Origin of the sequence: Micromonospora sp. WMMD737 (assembly GCF_049179055.1) — a bacterium.
In the GTDB taxonomy this organism is placed as follows: Bacteria; Actinomycetota; Actinomycetes; order Mycobacteriales; family Micromonosporaceae; genus Micromonospora; species Micromonospora reichwaldensis.
Genome location: NZ_JBMHMH010000001.1, coordinates 6,036,797 through 6,051,727, shown reverse-complemented (window position 1 = coordinate 6,051,727; position 14,931 = coordinate 6,036,797). Strand labels below are relative to the sequence as shown.

At 75.8% G+C, this 14,931-nt stretch carries 15 protein-coding genes; 9 read left to right on the top strand and 6 right to left on the bottom strand.

Annotation, left to right across the window (positions count from 1 at the left end; translation table 11 throughout):
• Window positions 1–155 precede the first annotated feature (155 nt).
• Genes ACN27A_RS26995 through ACN27A_RS26975 form a run of 5 tightly spaced genes read left to right on the top strand, consistent with a single transcriptional unit; the run spans window position 156 to window position 5,425 of the window.
• Window positions 156–998, top strand: a complete 843-nt coding sequence (locus ACN27A_RS26995; RefSeq protein WP_421457355.1) for a hypothetical protein — start codon at window positions 156–158, stop codon at window positions 996–998.
• On the top strand, window positions 995–1,561 hold the full coding sequence (locus ACN27A_RS26990; RefSeq protein ID WP_421457354.1) for a DUF4129 domain-containing protein: 567 nt from the start codon (window positions 995–997) through the stop codon (window positions 1,559–1,561). Before ACN27A_RS26995 ends, ACN27A_RS26990 begins: the two co-directional genes overlap by 4 nt.
• Window positions 1,558–3,129, top strand: a complete 1,572-nt coding sequence (locus tag ACN27A_RS26985; protein ID WP_421457353.1) for a DUF4350 domain-containing protein — start codon at window positions 1,558–1,560, stop codon at window positions 3,127–3,129. Before ACN27A_RS26990 ends, ACN27A_RS26985 begins: the two co-directional genes overlap by 4 nt.
• Window positions 3,126–4,118 carry an AAA family ATPase gene (locus tag ACN27A_RS26980; RefSeq protein ID WP_207913964.1) on the top strand — a complete coding sequence of 331 codons (993 nt, stop codon included), beginning with the start codon at window positions 3,126–3,128 and terminating at the stop codon, window positions 4,116–4,118. Before ACN27A_RS26985 ends, ACN27A_RS26980 begins: the two co-directional genes overlap by 4 nt.
• Window positions 4,115–5,425 carry a DUF58 domain-containing protein gene (locus tag ACN27A_RS26975; protein ID WP_421457352.1) on the top strand — a complete coding sequence of 437 codons (1,311 nt, stop codon included), beginning with the start codon at window positions 4,115–4,117 and terminating at the stop codon, window positions 5,423–5,425. The genes ACN27A_RS26980 and ACN27A_RS26975 overlap by 4 nt, the downstream gene beginning before the upstream one ends.
• 45 nt (window positions 5,426–5,470) lie before the next feature.
• Here the strand turns inward: ACN27A_RS26975 and ACN27A_RS26970 are convergent, their stop codons facing one another.
• Complete coding sequence (locus ACN27A_RS26970) at window positions 5,471–6,469, bottom strand: stage II sporulation protein M (RefSeq protein ID WP_421457351.1); 999 nt, start codon at window positions 6,467–6,469, stop codon at window positions 5,471–5,473.
• 33 nt (window positions 6,470–6,502) lie between these two features.
• On the opposite strand from ACN27A_RS26970, the gene ACN27A_RS26965 reads away from it, so the two are divergent.
• The 4 genes from ACN27A_RS26965 to ACN27A_RS26950 all read left to right on the top strand — a co-directional run bounded on the left by ACN27A_RS26965 (window position 6,503) and on the right by ACN27A_RS26950 (window position 9,260).
• Window positions 6,503–7,672 (top strand): RDD family protein, encoded by a 1,170-nt coding sequence (locus ACN27A_RS26965; protein WP_421457350.1) that lies wholly within the window; start codon window positions 6,503–6,505, stop codon window positions 7,670–7,672.
• A gap of 117 nt (window positions 7,673–7,789) precedes the next feature.
• On the top strand, window positions 7,790–8,236 hold the full coding sequence (locus ACN27A_RS26960) for a hypothetical protein (RefSeq protein WP_421457349.1): 447 nt from the start codon (window positions 7,790–7,792) through the stop codon (window positions 8,234–8,236).
• Window positions 8,233–9,105, top strand: coding sequence for a tetratricopeptide repeat protein (locus ACN27A_RS26955; RefSeq protein ID WP_421457348.1), 873 nt, complete (start codon window positions 8,233–8,235; stop codon window positions 9,103–9,105). The genes ACN27A_RS26960 and ACN27A_RS26955 overlap by 4 nt, the downstream gene beginning before the upstream one ends.
• Window positions 9,093–9,260 carry a hypothetical protein gene (locus ACN27A_RS26950; protein ID WP_421457347.1) on the top strand — a complete coding sequence of 56 codons (168 nt, stop codon included), beginning with the start codon at window positions 9,093–9,095 and terminating at the stop codon, window positions 9,258–9,260. The genes ACN27A_RS26955 and ACN27A_RS26950 overlap by 13 nt, the downstream gene beginning before the upstream one ends.
• A gap of 189 nt (window positions 9,261–9,449) precedes the next feature.
• Here ACN27A_RS26950 and ahcY read toward each other — a convergent pair whose 3' ends face one another.
• The 5 genes from ahcY to ACN27A_RS26925 form a co-directional block, all read right to left on the bottom strand.
• The gene (ahcY, locus tag ACN27A_RS26945; RefSeq protein ID WP_132233574.1) at window positions 9,450–10,949 is read right to left on the bottom strand and encodes an adenosylhomocysteinase; all 1,500 of its coding nucleotides are present in this window, start codon (window positions 10,947–10,949) and stop codon (window positions 9,450–9,452) included.
• Window positions 10,950–11,272: 323 nt separating this feature from the next.
• A complete protein-coding gene (gene manA, locus ACN27A_RS26940; RefSeq protein ID WP_421457346.1) occupies window positions 11,273–12,436 on the bottom strand; it encodes a mannose-6-phosphate isomerase, class I in 1,164 nt (387 codons plus the stop codon).
• 3 nt (window positions 12,437–12,439) lie between these two features.
• On the bottom strand, window positions 12,440–13,426 hold the full coding sequence (locus ACN27A_RS26935) for a cation diffusion facilitator family transporter (RefSeq protein ID WP_421457345.1): 987 nt from the start codon (window positions 13,424–13,426) through the stop codon (window positions 12,440–12,442).
• 76 nt (window positions 13,427–13,502) lie between these two features.
• Window positions 13,503–14,699: an SIS domain-containing protein gene (locus ACN27A_RS26930; protein ID WP_421457344.1), complete on the bottom strand. Its 1,197-nt coding sequence runs from the start codon at window positions 14,697–14,699 to the stop codon at window positions 13,503–13,505.
• Window positions 14,696–14,878, bottom strand: coding sequence for a Trm112 family protein (locus tag ACN27A_RS26925; RefSeq protein ID WP_089001904.1), 183 nt, complete (start codon window positions 14,876–14,878; stop codon window positions 14,696–14,698). Before ACN27A_RS26925 ends, ACN27A_RS26930 begins: the two co-directional genes overlap by 4 nt.
• Window positions 14,879–14,931 lie beyond the last annotated feature (53 nt).

Sequence of the window (14,931 nt, the reverse complement as noted above, 5' to 3'; positions counted from 1 at the left end):
ACCCGGCACGGTACTGCCGTGGGCCGTCGCCGCCCAGCAACAGGTGCCCGGCGTCGCCGCCCCGACGTGCGGGTCCACCCGATCGGAACGGGCGTGTCACCATGATCCCCGCGTGCGCCGTCACGCGCCACCGCCGTCCGTCCCCAGGAGTACGCGTGCCCGACGCCGGCCCGACCGCCGTGCTCCCGCGCCGCCCCCTCACGGTCGGCGAACTGCTGGACTCCGCGGTCCTGCTGCTGCGGGGCCAGGCCCGGGTGCTGGTGCCGGTCGCCCTCGTACTGGCCGTGGCCGAGCAGCTCCTGCTGTACCCGCTGCGGCTCGCCGCCGACACGGCGCCACCCGCCTGGCTGCCGGAGTTCGGGCGGTTCGGCGCGTACTGGCTGCTGCTGGCGGTGGGGGCGGCGACCGAGGCGGTGATCGTCCTGCTGCTCGGAAATCCGGCCGCCCGGGCCGCCGGGGCCGCCCTGTTCGGCCGCGCGCCGGGCCCCCGGGAACTGCTCCGCCCGGCCGGCGCGCGCTGGGGCGCCACCGCGCTGCTCGCCGTGCTCGTCGGTGTGGTGATGTGCGGCTTCGCGCTGTTCGGGCCGGCGTGGATCGTCGGGTTCGCCCTGCTCGGCGCCGTGGCGCCGGCGCTGGTCGTCGACCGGGTGCATCCGCTGCGCGCCCCGCTGCGCGCCGCCGCCCTGGCCGTCCGCGGCGCCGGCCGGGCCGGCTGGATCCGGCTGCTCGGCTACCTCGTGTGGTGGATCGTGCGCGTCGGCCTCGGCATCGGCGTCTACGTCGGGCTGGACTCGTTCGACCTCGTCGACCGCGCCTGGGCCGGGTGGCTGTCGCTGGCCGTCTGGGCGGGCGTGAACAGCGTCGCCTACCCGGCCCTGGCCTGCCTGGACGCGGTGCTGCACCTGGAGACCCGGATGCGGACCGAGGGGCTGGACATCCGGCTCTCCCGAGCCCGGGCGGGCACGCCGGAGACCGTCCTGCTGGCGGCCGGGCGATGAGCCTCAGCCGGTGGTGGACCGAGACGACTGCGGCGCTCGGCGACCGGGTGCCGCTGCCCCTGGTCGCCCTGCTGCTGGTGCTCGCCGCGGTGCTGGTCGCGGTCGGCTGGTACACGTTCCCGGCCTGGGTCCCCCGGCGGTTGCCCCGGCTACGTCGACGCCGCCGGGAGACCGCGCCACCGGACGCCACGCCGCCGGTCGTCCCCGCGCCCCGCGAGCCCGAGCTGCCGGCCGCCGCGTACGTCTCCCTCGCGGACCGGTTCGCCGCCGAGGGCCGGTACGCCGAAGCCGTCCGGGAGCGGCTGCGCGCGATGGTCCGGGAGCTGACCGCCCGGCGCGTGGTGCAGCCGCAGCCCGGCATGACCGTCGCCGAACTGGTGCGGGCGGCGACGGACACCCGGCCCCAGGTGGGTCCACCGCTGAGCGCCGCCGGTGCGATCTTCTCCGAGCTCTGGTACGGCCAGCGCCCCGCCTCCGCCGAGCACGACCACCGGATGCGGGAGCACGCCGCCGACCTGGACCGGCTGCTGACCGGGCGACCCGAGGACGGGCCACGACCATGAGCGCACAGGCCACCGCCGTACCACCGGCGCCACGCGCGGACGTCGCCCCCCGGCGACGGCGCCGCCGGCTGCTGATCCCGCTGGGCCTGGCCGCGGCGCTGCTGGCCACCACCCTGATCACCCATGCGGTCGACCAGCCCGACCCCGGCGACCAGGGCTTCCTCTCCCCGGTCGCGACGGGGGACGACGGCGGCAGCCGGCTCGCCGACGCGCTGCGCGGGCAGGGCGTGACCGTGCAGCGGGAGACGGACACGCTGCGCGCCCTGCTGGCCGCGCGAAGTGGGGCGGCCACGCTCTTCGTGCCCGCGCCGGCGCTGCTGCACCCGGACACGGTCGGCGCGTTGGACTCGCTGCCCTCGACCACCAGGCCGGTGCTGGTGGACCCGTCGCGACGGGTGCTGGAGGCGGTCAGGCTGCTGCCGGTGCAACCGGCCGGTCGCCGGTGGGCCGCGCAGGCGGTGGGGCCGGACGCGCGGGGCCTGCCCTGCCCGCTGCCCGAGTTGCGGCAGCTCGGACGCGTGGCGGTCGGGCTGCAACGCTACGCGCTCGCCCCGGGCGCGTCGGCGCCCGTCGGGTTCTGCTTCGCCGACGGGCTCGCCCTGCTGCCCCGGGTCCCCGAGAGCACCGTGGCGGTGGGCGCCAGCGATCCGTTCCGCAACGACCGGCTCGACGAGTGGGACAACCGGGCGTTCGCCACCGCGCTGCTCGGCGGGACCGGCCGGGTGGTGTGGCTCGACCTGGACGGCCCCGAACCCCCGCCGGTCTTCGGCGACGGCAGCAGCGGCAGCCCGGCCTGGTCGCCGACGCCGGGCGGCTCCACCGGGTACGGCGGCCCGGGCGGCGGCACCGGCACCGGGGACGGCACCGGCGACGGGCGCCCCGGCGACCCGGCGGACCCGGGCGGGGAGAGCGATGACGACAGCGAGGACCGGAGCGAGGACCGGGCCGACAGGCCCGACCCGCCGAACCCGCTCTGGTCCGCCTTCCCCGGCTGGCTGTGGGCGTTGCTGGCCCAGCTCGCCGTCGCCGCCCTGCTGGCCGCGCTCTGGCGGGCCCGCCGGCTCGGCCCGCCGGCGGTGGAGCCGCTGCCGGTCACGGTCCGCTCGGCGGAGACGGTGCTGGGCCGGGCGCGGCTCTACGAGAAGGCGGGCGCCCGGGACGCGGCCGCGCGGACGCTGCGGAGCGCCGCCCTGGACCGCCTGACGCCCCGGCTGCACCTGCCGCCGACCGCGCCGCCGGCCGACGTGGCCGCCGCGGTCGCCGCCCGCACCGGCGACGACCCCCGGTGGACCGACGAGGTGCTGCACGGCGCCGCGCCCGAGACCGACCAGGACCTGCTGGACCTGGCCCGCGCGCTGGACCGGCTGACCCGCGTCGCCGCCCCGCACGCCCCCGACGGACCGCCCCCACCCGCCGAGGCCCCGCCACCGGCCGCCGACGGACCGCCTCCGTCAGCCGGACCGCCCGCAGCCGGGCCGCCCCCGCCAGCCGGGCCCGCCGAAGGGCCGCCCGGGGTGGGACCGCCAGTCGCACCGCACCCGCACCGAGCCGAAGGAGACCCCCGGTGACCCGACCCGCCGGTACCGCCGAGCCGCCGACCATCGACCCCGTCGACCCCCGCGCCGCCCTGCACCGGCTGCGCGCCGAGGTCGCCAAGGCGGTCGTCGGGCAGGACGCGGTCGTCACCGGCCTGGTCATCGCCCTGCTCTGCCGCGGGCACGTGCTGCTGGAGGGCGTGCCGGGCGTGGCCAAGACCCTGCTGATCCGCACCGTCGCCACCGCCCTCGACCTGGGATCCAAGCGGGTGCAGTTCACTCCGGACCTGATGCCGGGCGACGTCACCGGCTCGCTGATCTTCGACCCGCGCACCGCGGCCTTCACCTTCCGCGAGGGGCCGGTCTTCACCAACCTGCTGCTCGCCGACGAGATCAACCGGACGCCGCCGAAGACCCAGTCGGCGCTGCTGGAGGTGATGGAGGAGCGGCAGGTCTCGGTGGAGGGCGAACGGCGGCCGCTGCCCGACCCGTTCATCGTCGCCGCCACCCAGAACCCGATCGAGTACGAGGGCACCTACCCGCTGCCGGAGGCGCAGCTCGACCGGTTCCTGCTCAAGCTCACCGTGCCGCTGCCCAACCGGGACGAGGAGCTGGGCGTGCTCCGCGCGCACCACGCCGGCTTCGACCCGCGTGACCTGACCGCCGCCGGCGTACGGCCGGTGGCCGACGCGGCAGACCTGGCGGCGGCCCGGGCGGCGGTCGGCCGGGTGCACGTGGCCGAGCCGCTCTTCGGCTACGTCGTCGACCTCTGCCGGGCCACCCGCAACACCCCGGCGCTGGAGCTGGGCGCCTCGCCCCGGGGCGCCACCGCGCTGCTCAACACGGCGAAGGCGTGGGCCTGGCTGGCCGGCCGCGACCACGTCGTACCGGACGACGTGAAGGCGGTCGCCCGGCCGACGCTGCGGCACCGGCTGCGGCTGCGCCCCGAGGTGGAGCTGGAGGGCGTCGGCGTGGACCAGGTGCTGGACACGGTGCTCGCCACCGTGCCGACGCCGCGATGACCTGGCGGGCGGCGCTCCTGCTGGCGGTCGGCGCGCTGACCCTGCCGGCCTGGCCGTCGCCGTTCGCCGGGCTGCTGGTGATGACCGGGGCGGTGCTGCTGCTGGTGCTGCTCGACCGGGCGCTGGCCGCGCCGCCGGGCGCGCTCACGGCCGCCCGGCAGGGGGACCGCGCGGTCCGGCTCGGCGGCACCGCCACCGTCGCGCTGCTGCTGCACAACCCCTCCGGCCGTACGCTGCGGGCGCGCGTCCGCGACGCCTGGGTGCCCTCCGCCGGCGCCCGCCCCGACGTGCCGCCGGGACGGCTCGTGCACGTCGAGCCGGGCGCGACGGTGGCGCTGCCCACCCGGCTGACCCCGCTGCGGCGCGGCGACCGGCCGGCGGTGGCGGTGACCGTACGCTCGTTCGGGCCGCTGGGCCTCGGGTTCCGGCAGCGCTCCGGGCGGCCGGCGACCCCGCCGTGGACGCTGCGCGTGCTGCCCCGTTTCGACTCCCGCCGGCACCTGCCGGAGAAGCTGTCCCGGCTGCGGGTCATCGACGGCACCCAGGTGAGCCGGGGGCGGGGCCAGGGCACCGAGTTCGACACCCTCCGCGAGTACGTGGTGGGCGACGACGTGCGCTCGATCGACTGGCGGGCGAGCGCGCGCCGGGCCGACGTGCTGGTGCGTACGTGGCGGCCGGAGCGGGACCGCCGGCTGCTGTGCGTGCTGGACACCGGGCGGACGTCGGCGGTGCGGGTCGGCGACGAACCCCGGCTGGACACCGCGATCGACGCCGCGCTGCTGCTCACCGCCCTCGCCGCCCGCGCCGGCGACCGGGTCGACCTGCTCGCGGCCGACGCGGCGGTACGGGCCACGGTCACCGGCACCGGCGGCCCGGCCCTGCTCCCCCGCGTGGTGCACGCCCTCGCCCCGCTCCAGCCGACGCTTGTGGAGACGGACTTCGACCTGATCGCGGGCGAGCTGCTGCGCCGGCAGCGCCAGCGCAGCCTGGTGGTGCTCTTCACCGCGTTGGAGGCCGGTGCCCTCGGCGAGGGGCTGCTGCCGGTGCTCCCCCGGCTGGCCGCCCGGCACAAGGTGGTGATCGCGGCGACGCACGACCCGGTGCTGACCGCCCTCACCACGACCGTCCCGCAGCGCCCGGCGGACGCCTACGCCGCAGCGGCGGCCTGGCGCGCGCTGGCCGAACGCGACCGGGTGCGGGTGGCGCTGGCCCGCCACGGCGTGACGGTGGTGGACGCCCCGGCCGGCCGCCTGGCCCCCACCCTGGCCGACACCTACCTCCGCCTGAAGTCCCTGGGCCACCTCTGACCGGGTCCGGCGACACCCCACCGGCAGGCCCCGTCGATCATGAAGTTATTGCCCGTCCGCCCGGCGTGTCACGGCGACAACTTCATGATCAACGGGATCCGGGTGGGTGGCGCGGCGGCCGAGGAGCACCACGTACGCTCCGAAGGCGAGCCAGACGGCGGCGCCCACGGCCACGCGGAGCGCAATGGGCACGGGCGCGGGGGTCACGAACGCCTCGATGACGGCGGAGACCGCGAAGAGCCCCACCAGCCCGACGGCGACCAGCACGCCCTCGCGTCCCGCCCGGGCCACCGACTGCCCCCGGGTGAGCTGCGTCGGCGGCGCGATCCACGCCCACCCGATGCGCAGGCCCACCCCGGCGGCGACGAAGACGCCGGTGAGTTCCAGCAGCCCGTGCGGGGTGATCAGGCCGAAGAAGACGTCCGCGCGGCCATAGGCGACCATCACCCCGCCGACCACGCCGATGTTGAGCGCGTTCTGCCAGAGCAGGTAGAGCACCGGGACGATCAGCACCCCGGCGGCGAGGCACTGGGCGGCGAGCCAGGCGTTGTGTGTCCACAGGTGGAAGGCGAACGTCGGCGCGGAGAACTCGGTGTAGTAGCCGGCGAAGCCGGACTCGACCAGGTCGGCGGCCGCCGCCTCGCCGATGAAGGCCGCCGCCGTCTGCGGGTTGCCCGCGACGAACCAGATGAGGAAGAGGCTGAGCAGGCTGAACCCGGTCGCCACCCCGCACCACCAGGGCCAGGCGCGGTAGACCGCGGCGGGGAAGCCGGCCACGAAGAACCGCCCGACCGCCGCCCACGACGGACGCGGGCGCCCGGTGAGCCGGGCCCGGGCGCGCAGCACCACCTGGGAGAGCTGGCTGACCAGCGCCGGGTCGGGTGAACGGCTGCGCAGCACCGACAGCTGGGTGGTCGCCCGCTGGTAGAGGGCGACCAGCTCGTCGACCTCGGCGGCGTCGAGCCGGCCGCGCCCGGAGAGTTCCTCCAGCCGTCGCCACTGCCCGCCGTGTTCCGCGACGTACGCGTCGAGATCCACCGTCACCCCCGTCCGGCGATCATAGTGTTCACTGTCGGGGTGAGAGCACAACCTCGACCCGCCCCGTGGGGTGACGCCGGGCTGGTCAGCGGGGAGGCCGTGGAGCTGGACGTCCGGGCCGCCCGGATCGGTTCCCGGGTGCTCGCGCTGCTGCTCGACGTCCTGGCGCAGGCGGCCCTCATGCTGGTGCTGTCCGCGAGCGTCGGCGTCGCGCTGCTCAACCTGCCGGAGGGGCTGGTCGACGGCGCCCTGGCCGGCGGGATCGCCACGGTGGGCCTGATCCTGGTGCTGGTCGGCTACCCGGTGCTGTGCGAGCGGTTCAACCACGGCCGCACGCTGGGCAAGATGGCGGTCGGGCTGCGCGTGGTCAGCGCCGACGGCGCTTCGGTCGCGGCGCGGCAGTCGCTGATCCGGGCGCTGGTCGGCGTGGCCGTGGAGTGGCCCGGCCTGGTACTGCCGCTGGTGAGCTGGGTGGCCGGGGTGACGGTGATGGTGACCGACCGGCGCGGGCGTCGGCTGGGCGACCTGGTGGCGGGCACGCTGGTCGTGCACACCCGCACGGCGACCGCCTGGCGGCCCGTCCCCACGGCGGTCCCGGCGCTGGCCGGTTGGGCGGGCGCGGCGGACCTGAGCCGGCTCGACGACGGCCTGGCGTTGGCCGCCCGCCAGTACCTGGCCCGGGTGCACCAGCTGGCGGAGCCGGCGCGGGGGCGGTTGGGGCGCGGACTGTGGACCGAGGTCTCGGCGGTGGTCACGCCGCCCCCGCCTCCGGGCATGCCCGAGTCGGTCTACCTGGCCGCGGTCCTCGGCGAGCGGCACCGGCGGGCGAGGTACCGGCTGGGGCTCGGCCGGTCGGCCGCCGCGACGCTCTGGCCGGAGCTGACACTCCACCCGCCCGCGCCACCCCGCGCGACCGGGTCCGCCGCCGGGCCCGCAGGCGTCGCCACGTCTGAAGGCGCCGCCGGACCCGACCTCACCGCCGGGCCTGCGGGCACCGCCCGGCCCGACTTCACCGCCGGGCCCGCAGGCGTGGCCACGTCTGAAGGTGCCGCCGGGCCTGCGGGCACCGTTCCGCCCGGCACGGTCCGTCCGGCGGTGCCCGTCGGGGCGCCGGCCGCCGTGCCGGCGCAGCCCGTTCCGGGGGTACGGCCGGCGGTCGCCCCGGCGGCACCGGCGGGTGGCGTGCCCGTGCCCGACGCCGGCACCTGACCGGCGGGTGGGGGCGCGCACACGTCGCGACCTGGAATCCACTGCATCCGGGAGCGCCGCCGGTCACCCGGCTGTGGCAGGATCCGGCTCGCTCGCCCCTACCGAGACGGGAACATCGTGGCCGACGATCTGTTCACCCCCACCATCGCGCCGGCGGCGTACGGGACGCGACGCCGGCCGTGGCGACCGCAGTCGCTGATCTTCCCCGCCGTCTTCGCCGGTCCGCTGGCCGCCACCGTGCTGGCCCTGGTCAACGGGCACCGGCTGGGCCTGCCCCGTCGGACGAACCTGATGGTGCTCGGCGTCGGGCTGGCCGCGCTGACGGCCCGGCTGGCGCTCACGCTCGCCTTCCTCGACGACTGGGGGGACCGTCCCGTCCGGCTGATCGCGGCGCTGGCCGGCGCCGGGGTCTGGCTCGCCGCCTCCACCACGCAGAAACGTCCGTTCCGGGCCTACGAGCTGCGTGGCGACGAGCCGGCGTCGCTGTGGCTGCCCGGCCTCGGGGCGGTGCTCCTGTTCGGGGTCGTCGAGGCCCTGCTGTTCCTGCTGGTGGCCGCCGGATGACCGCCCCGGAGGCCCAGCTCGCCCGGGTGGCGCACCTGCTCGAGCTGAACCGCGCGGAGCAGGCCCTCGACGAGGTCGACCGGCTCCCGGCCGCCCTGGCCCTCAGCCCGGCGGCGTTCCGGCTGCGGGCGTACGCGCTGACCTCGCTGAGCCGCTGGGACGACCTGGCCGCCGTCGCCCGTCGGGGGCTCGCCGAGGCCGGCCCGGACCCCGAACTGCTCGGCCGGCTCGGCGTCGCGCTGCGCCACCGCCGCGAGTATCCCGCCGCCGAGCGGGCACTGCTCGACGCGCTCGCCATCGAGCCGGAGGACCCGTGGCTGCTGTGCCAGTACGCGCAGCTCTGCTCGGCCGTGGGGCAGCTCGACAAGGCGGAACGCCTGGTCGCCCGGGCCGCCACGATCAGCCCGCAGGAGCCTGCCGTCTTCGCGTGCCGCGTCCAGCTCGCGTACGCCCGAGGGGACGACCGGGAGGCCGACCGGATCGCCAGGGAGTTCCTCGGGGCGTGGCCGGACAATCCGGCGGCGCTCGCCCTGCACGGCGCCACCTCGGCACGGCGTGGCCGGTTGGGCACCGCGCGCCGCGCGTTCGGCCAGGCGGTGGCGCACGACCCGACCGATGCCGACTACGCCGAGGCGGCCTGGGAGGCGCAGGTGCACGCGCACCCGCTGCTGCTGCCGCTGCGCCCGCTGCACCGGCTGGGTATCTTCCGCACCTGGCTGCTCGCGGTCGGCGTCATCGTGCTGCTGAACGTCGTCGGTCTGGACGTGCTCGCCGGCCTGTTCGCCGTGGCCTGGATGCTCTTCTGCGTCTGGTCGTGGATCGCTCCGCCGCTGGTCCGCCGGATGGTGCTCGGCCGGTGGCGGTCGTGAGGGCGTTCGGGCCGTGGCTGGCCGTCCTCGCCGTGGTGCTGCTGCTCGACGCGCTGCGACTGCGCGCGTTGGCCGCCGTGGTCTCGGTGGCGTGGCTCGTCTGGTGCGTGTGGAGCTGGGTCCGCCCCGCCCGGCGCCGCTCCCGCCGGGGCTGACCGCCCGTCCCCACTCCCCCCGGAACTGACCGTCCGTCGCCGCTCCCGCCGGGACTGACCGCCCGGCGGCCGGCGACCGCCCGTGCTGACGCCGGCCGGCTCGCCCCGTGGCGGCGCGTCCGCCCCGGAAACGCCGACCGGGCCGGCCGCTCGGGAGGGAGCGGTCGGCCCGGTCGGCGCGGTCCGGTGTCAGTAGCGGTAGTGCTCCGGCTTGAACGGGCCCTCCACGGAGATGCCGAGGTAGGACGCCTGCTCCTTGGTCAGGGTGCTCAGCTTGGCGCCGAGCGCCTCCAGGTGCAGCCGGGCGACCTTCTCGTCGAGGTGCTTGGGCAGCACGTAGACGCCGATCGGGTATTCCTCGGTCTTGGTGAACAGCTCGATCTGGGCGATCGTCTGGTTGGCGAACGAGTTCGACATCACGAAGCTCGGGTGGCCGGTGGCGTTGCCCAGGTTGAGCAGGCGGCCCTCCGACAGCACGATGATGGCGTGCCCGTCGGCGAACTTCCAGAGGTCGACCTGCGGCTTGATGTTGACCCGCTCGACGTCGGAACGCTTCGCCAGGCCGGCCATGTCGATCTCGTTGTCGAAGTGGCCGATGTTGCCGACGATGGCCTGGTGCTTCATCCGAGCCATGTGCTCGTTGGTGATGACGTCGAAGCAGCCGGTGGCGGTGATGAAGATGTCGGCCTGCTCGACCACGTCGTCCAGGGTGGCGACCTGGTAGCCGTCCATCGCGGCCTGGAGCGCGCAGATCGGGTCGACCTCGGTCACCACGACCCGGGCGCCCTGGCCGCGCAGCGACTCGGCGCAGCCCTTGCCGACGTCGCCGTAGCCGAGCACGACCGCCATCTTGCCGCCGATCAGCACGTCGGTGGCCCGGTTGATGCCGTCGATCAGCGAGTGGCGGCAGCCGTACTTGTTGTCGAACTTGCTCTTCGTCACCGAGTCGTTGACGTTGATGGCGGGGAAGAGCAGGGTGCCGGCGCGGTGCATCTCGTAGAGCCGGTGCACGCCGGTGGTGGTCTCCTCGGTCACGCCCTTGATGCCGGCGGCGATCCGGGTCCACCGCTGGTTGTCCTCGGCGAGCGAACGGTGCAGCACGCCGAGGATGACCGCGTACTCCTCGGAGTCGGCGGACTCGACCGGCGGCACGGCGCCGGCCTTCTCGAACTCGGCGCCCTTGTGCACCAGCAGGGTGGCGTCGCCGCCGTCGTCGAGGATCATGTTGGGGCCCTGCCCGTCGGGCCAGGCGAGCACCTGCTCGGTGCACCACCAGTACTCCTCCAGGCTCTCGCCCTTCCAGGCGTAGACCGGGACGCCGGCCGGGGCCTCGGGGGTGCCCTCCGGGCCGACGACGATCGCGGCGGCGGCGTGGTCCTGGGTGGAGAAGATGTTGCAGGACGCCCAGCGGACCTGCGCGCCGAGCGCGACCAGGGTCTCGATGAGGACGGCGGTCTGGATGGTCATGTGCAGCGACCCGGTGATCCGGGCACCGGCGAGCGGCTGGGCGTCGGCGAACTCACGACGGATCGCCATCAGGCCGGGCATCTCGTGCTCGGCGAGCTGGATCTCCTTACGCCCGAACTCGGCGAGCGACAGATCCGCCACCTTGTAGTCGCCCTCGGCGAGAGTGCTCGGCCGGGCCTCGGACGGCGTGCCGCTGGCGGACGCCGGGAGGGTGCTGGTCATGAAATCTCCTGTCGGACGATGTGCTGCGCGACCATTCACCTTACGCGCGCGAGCCGCCGACGGGAGGACCGGTCGGGTGAAGTGAGCACGAAGACATCAGCGGACAGCGCACGGGGCGGTCGGTCGTGAACGGTGTCCCGTCCCTCGGCCGCCCGCCCCGTGCATCCCCCCGGTTTGGTTCCCCCGCGCGTTCTCGGACCTTCGTCGCGATAACGCTGCGTACTCATAGAGTCACACTCAGCCAAGGCTGCGTCAAGCTATTCCGGAAAAGTCGGACTTGCGCGTCGCCCCGCGCTGCGCCTGCACGCCCGCCGCCCCGCCGGTCAGCGCAGGCCGCAGCTCGCGACGTACGCCTCTCCCGCGCCGCCCAGGCGCAGCGGCCCGGCGGCGGCGCTGCCGACGGCCGCCCGTCCGGGCGCCAGCGTCACCGCGCCGGCCCCGTCGTCGACCGAGACCTCGCCGGAGCGGCAGAGCACCACCCGGGGCCCGGGCACCTCGACCGACACCGTCGGCAGACCCGCGTCCACCGTCACCCGGTGCAGCGCGAAGTCCTCCACCGGCACCGGCCACGTGACCAGGCCCGGGGCGAGGACCAGCGGCGGCACCACCGGGTCGCGCAGCACCTCGAAGCGCAGCACCCGCAGCAGCTCCTCGACGTCCACCCGCTTCGGCGTCAGCCCGCCGCGCAGCACGTTGTCGCTGGCCGCCATGATCTCCACGCCGGTGCCGCGCAGGTAGGCGTGCAGGTTGCCCGCCGGCATCCAGATCGCCTCGCCGGGGGCCAGCCGCACCCGGTTGAGCAGCATCGCCACCAGCACCCCGGGGTCGCCCGGGTAGGCGGCGGCCAGGTCCCGGGCCAGCTCCGCGTCCGGCCCCGCGACCGGCGCCGACGCCACGGCCGCCACCAGCGCGTCGCGCCCGTCGGCGGGCCAGGTCAGCAGCAGTCGTACGGCGTCACGCAGGCCCGCCGGCCCGGTCCGCAGCGCCGCCAGCACCGGCTCCAGCGCGGGTACGCCGAAGCCGGCCAGCGCCGCCGCCGAGGTCGCCGGGTCCCGGAAACCGCAGAGCGCCTCCATCGGCGAGAGCGCGACCAGCAGCTCCGGCTTGTGGTACGGATCGACGTAGTTGCGCTGCCCGTCGGGGCGGGCGGCGTCGGCGGCGTGCCCGGCGCGTGCCTGCTCGGCGTCCGGGTGCGCCTGGAGGCTCAGCGGGGCGTCGGCGGCGAGCACCTTGAGCAGGAACGGCAGCCGGGTGCCGAACCTGCCGACCAGCCGCTCGCCGAGCCAGTGGTGCGGCTCGGCGAGCAGCAGGTCGGTCAGGCTCACCCGGTCGCCGTCGCGGTCGACCAGGGCCGGGCCGCCCGGGTGGGCGCCCAGCCACAGTTCGGCCTCCGGGCCGTCGCTCGGCGCCGGCCGTCCCTGCAACTCGGCGATCGCCGAGCGGGACCCCCAGGCGTAGTCGCGGATCGGTCCGTGCAGCAGTTCCACCGGTCAGCTCCCGGGCCGCCCGGCGACCCCACCCGGCTCGGCGGGCGACGCGTTCCCGGCGACCGCCCGCTCGGCGCTGGCGTGGTAGATGTCCGGCTCCAGGTAGATCACCCGGGCGGTCGGCACGGCGGCGCGGATCCGACCCTCGACGGTGTTGATGCTCCGCGCCAGCACCTCGGCGGTGACGCCGGCCGGCACGGCGACCTTGGCGGCCACCATCAGCTCCTCGGGCCCGAGGTAGAGCGTCTTCATGTGGATGATCCGCTCGAACTCGGGGCCGTCGGTGACCGCCTTCTCCAGCGCGGCGACGTCGTGCGCCTCGGCGCCCTCACCGAGCAGCAGGCTCTTGGTCTCGATGGCCAGGATGATCGCGATGGCCACCAGCAGCACACCGATCATCGCGGTGCCCACCGCGTCCCACCGGCCGTTGCCGGTGATCAGCGTCATGCCCACGCCGAAGAGCGCGAAGACCAGGCCGACCAGCGCGCCCAGGTCCTCCAGCAGCACCACGGGCAGCTCGGGCGCCTTGGCACGCCGGACGAACTTCACCCACGACTGGTTGCCCCGGACGAGGTTGGACTCGACGATCGCGGTACGGAAGGAGAACGTCTCCATGATGATCGCCGCCACCAGCACCACGACCGGCACCCAGTGCCACGAGGTGATGCCCTCCGCGTGCGACCACTTGTGGTACGCCTCGTAGAGGGCGAACAGGCCACCGACGCTGAACAGCACGATGGAGACGATGAACGCGTAGATGTAGCGCTCCCGGCCGTAGCCGAACGGGTGCTGCGGGGTGGCCGCGCGCTTGGCCCGACGCCCGCCGAGCAGCAGCAGCCCCTGGTTGCCGGAGTCGGCGACCGAGTGGATCGACTCCGCCAGCATCGACGACGATCCGGTCAGCAGGAACGCGACGAACTTGGTGACGGCGATGCCGGCGTTGGCCAGCAGGGCGGCGACGATCGCCTTCGTACCACCGTTGGCGCTCACGCGGTCGCTCCGTCGTGTCGCGCGGCACCGCCGGGCATCGGCGCGACGCGCCGCTCGACCCGTCCCCTGCTATCGCTCACTGGTTTGCCAGCTCCTTCATTTCGGTGATGGCCGGCACGGCCATCGGGTCCAGTCCGTGTGCCAGGGCGAGGTAGATCGAGGCGAAGTCCGGCACGGCGACCAGCGAGGCGAGCCGCTCCAGCGCGGAGCCGCCCTCGGCGGTCACCACGTCGCAGCGCACGCCGCGCCGCTCGGCGAGGGTCTGCACGGCGTCCGCGCGGCGCTCCTCGACGTCGAGCGGCTCGTCGGCGTCGTCCTCCGGGTTCAGCCCGCCGTCGCGCAGCAGGACCAACCGCAGCCGGGTGCCCGACGGCGACTCCGCGTCGGGATCGGCGAAGATGTCGCGCTCCCCCTCGGCCAGACCGCCGAACACGCCGTCGAGCAGGCCGACCCGACCGCGCCCCGCCTCGCCGAGCGCCCCGCTGACCACGGGGTAGCGGGCGTTGGCGGACAGGGTGTCGCCGAACCGGCGGGCCGCGACCGTGGCCAGCGGCGACGAGCCCCAGACGATCGGCACCGAGCCGGCGAGGCCCAGGGCCAGCGACTTCGCGGGGTTGACGAAGGACTCGGCCGTCGGGCGGCAGCGGTCGGCGTCCGCGTCCAGCCGGGCCGCGGTCTCCGCCAGATCCGCCTCGTTGACCTTCACGAGCCCGAGCGTACGGGCGGCGAGCAGGACCGGCACGGTGAGCGCCCAGAGGCTGGCCCGGGCCGGGGCGCGCCGGGGCACCGGGATGAACGGCGCCCGGGCCCGCTCGGCCACGGACTGCAACTGCGAGTCGGGCGCGCCGACGGCGACCAGCCGGGCGCCCCGCCGGTGCGCGGCCTCGGCGGCGCCCAGCGCCTCGGGGCTGCGGCCGGACGCGCTGACGGCGATGACCACGTCGGCGGCGCCCACCCAGCCGGGCACACCGGCGCTGCGGTGCGGGATGACCGGCACCGGGCAGCGCGGCCCGGCGACGGTGGCCAGCACGTCACCGGTACGCCCGGCGGTGCCGATGCCGGCGATGACGACCGCCCGCGGGCGGCCCTCGTCGGCGAGCACCTGGAGGTTGGCCTCGGCAGCCAGCGCGGCCGTCTCGCGGACCTGCGCCCCGGCGGAGGCGGTGTGCCGCAGCATGCCGCCCGGGTCGTGCTCGGCCAGCGCGGCCGGGTCGTCGAGCAGTGCCTCGTCGGGCTCGCGCCGGCCGCTGACCCCGGCCGTGCCGTCGATCACGACTGCTCCGCGGGGCCGCGCGCCTCGTCCAGCAGCAGCACCGGCACGTCGTCGCGGACCTCGAAGATCCGGCCGCACTCGGTGCAGGTAAGCGTCTGCGCCTGCGCGTCGTAGTCGAGCGGGGCGTGATGCGTGTCCGGACAGGCGAGGATTTCCAGCAACTGCGGGTCCAGGGCCACGGCGCGGCTCCTTCCACGTATGCGGTCTCACCGATCGACGGTGCCGACCGGCG